General features: G+C 52.2%; 1 rRNA gene. It reads left to right on the forward strand.

Annotation, left to right across the window (positions count from 1 at the left end):
- A 23S ribosomal RNA gene (locus FDX19_RS14085) occupies positions 1 to 2,625 on the forward strand; the annotation flags it as partial.
- Between the last annotated feature and the right edge of the window lie 28 nt (positions 2,626 to 2,653).

Consider the following 2,653-nt stretch of genomic DNA (forward strand, 5'->3'; position numbering starts at 1 on the left):
CCCGTACACAAAATCGCATGTGTTGTGAACTCGAAGAGTAGGGCGGGACACGTGGTATCCTGTCTGAATATGGGGGGACCATCCTCCAAGGCTAAATACTCCTGACTGACCGATAGTGAACCAGTACCGTGAGGGAAAGGCGAAAAGAACCCCGGCGAGGGGAGTGAAAAAGAACCTGAAACCGTGTACGTACAAGCAGTGGGAGCCTCTTTATGGGGTGACTGCGTACCTTTTGTATAATGGGTCAGCGACTTATATTCTGTAGCAAGGTTAACCGAATAGGGGAGCCGAAGGGAAACCGAGTCTTAACTGGGCGTTAAGTTGCAGGGTATAGACCCGAAACCCGGTGATCTAGCCATGGGCAGGTTGAAGGTTGGGTAACACTAACTGGAGGACCGAACCGACTAATGTTGAAAAATTAGCGGATGACTTGTGGCTGGGGGTGAAAGGCCAATCAAACCGGGAGATAGCTGGTTCTCCCCGAAAGCTATTTAGGTAGCGCCTCGTGAATTCATCTTCGGGGGTAGAGCACTGTTTCGGCTAGGGGGTCATCCCGACTTACCAACCCGATGCAAACTGCGAATACCGAAGAATGTTATCACGGGAGACACACGGCGGGTGCTAACGTCCGTCGTGAAGAGGGAAACAACCCAGACCGCCAGCTAAGGTCCCAAAGTCACAGTTAAGTGGGAAACGATGTGGGAAGGCACAGACAGCCAGGATGTTGGCTTAGAAGCAGCCATCATTTAAAGAAAGCGTAATAGCTCACTGGTCGAGTCGGCCTGCGCGGAAGATGTAACGGGGCTAAACTGTGCACCGAAGCTGCGGCAGCGACACTATGTGTTGTTGGGTAGGGGAGCGTTCTGTAAGCCGTTGAAGGTGTCCTGTGAGGGGTGCTGGAGGTATCAGAAGTGCGAATGCTGACATAAGTAACGATAATGCGGGTGAAAAACCCGCACGCCGGAAGACCAAGGGTTCCTGTCCAACGTTAATCGGGGCAGGGTGAGTCGACCCCTAAGGCGAGGCCGAAAGGCGTAGTCGATGGGAAACAGGTTAATATTCCTGTACTTGGTGTTACTGCGAAGGGGGGACGGAGAAGGCTATGTTAGCCGGGCGACGGTTGTCCCGGTTTAAGCATGTAGGCGGGAAGTTTAGGTAAATCCGGACTTCTTTTAACGCTGAGGTGTGATGACGAGGCACTACGGTGCTGAAGTAACAAATGCCCTGCTTCCAGGAAAAGCCTCTAAGCATCAGGTAACACGAAATCGTACCCCAAACCGACACAGGTGGTCAGGTAGAGAATACCAAGGCGCTTGAGAGAACTCGGGTGAAGGAACTAGGCAAAATGGTGCCGTAACTTCGGGAGAAGGCACGCTGATGGTAGGTGAAGCGACTTGCTCGTGGAGCTGAAATCAGTCGAAGATACCAGCTATGTAGGTGAAGTGGTTTACCCATGGAGCTGAAATCAGTCGAAGATACCAGCTGGCTGCAACTGTTTATTAAAAACACAGCACTGTGCAAACACGAAAGTGGACGTATACGGTGTGACGCCTGCCCGGTGCCGGAAGGTTAATTGATGGGGTTATCCGTAAGGAGAAGCTCTTGATCGAAGCCCCGGTAAACGGCGGCCGTAACTATAACGGTCCTAAGGTAGCGAAATTCCTTGTCGGGTAAGTTCCGACCTGCACGAATGGCGTAATGATGGCCAGGCTGTCTCCACCCGAGACTCAGTGAAATTGAACTCGCTGTGAAGATGCAGTGTACCCGCGGCAAGACGGAAAGACCCCGTGAACCTTTACTATAGCTTGACACTGAACACTGGTCCTTGATGTGTAGGATAGGTGGGAGGCTTTGAAGTGTGGACGCCAGTCTGCATGGAGCCGACCTTGAAATACCACCCTTTAATGGCTGGTGTTCTAACGTAGACCCGTAATCCGGGTTGCGGACAGTGTCTGGTGGGTAGTTTGACTGGGGCGGTCTCCTCCTAAAGAGTAACGGAGGAGCACGAAGGTTAGCTAATCCTGGTCGGACATCAGGAGGTTAGTGCAAAGGCATAAGCTAGCTTGACTGCGAGAGTGACGGCTCGAGCAGGTGCGAAAGCAGGTCTTAGTGATCCGGTGGTTCTGAATGGAAGGGCCATCGCTCAACGGATAAAAGGTACTCCGGGGATAACAGGCTGATACCGCCCAAGAGTTCATATCGACGGCGGTGTTTGGCACCTCGATGTCGGCTCATCACATCCTGGGGCTGAAGTAGGTCCCAAGGGTATGGCTGTTCGCCATTTAAAGTGGTACGCGAGCTGGGTTTAGAACGTCGTGAGACAGTTCGGTCCCTATCTGCCGTGGGCGCTGGAGAATTGAGGGGGGCTGCTCCTAGTACGAGAGGACCGGAGTGGACGCATCACTGGTGTTCGGGTTGTCATGCCAATGGCATTGCCCGGTAGCTAAATGCGGAAGAGATAAGTGCTGAAAGCATCTAAGCACGAAACTTGCCCCGAGATGAGTTCTCCCTGAGACTATAAGTCTCCTGAAGGAACGTTAAAGACTATGACGTTGATAGGTCGGGTGTGTAAGTGTAGCGATACATTGAGCTAACCGATACTAATGAACCGTGAGGCTTAACCTTACAACGCCGAAGGTGTTTTGGCGAAAGA

The sequence above is a fragment of the Citrobacter sp. wls619 genome (assembly GCF_005281345.1).
Classification (GTDB): Bacteria; Pseudomonadota; Gammaproteobacteria; order Enterobacterales; family Enterobacteriaceae; genus Citrobacter.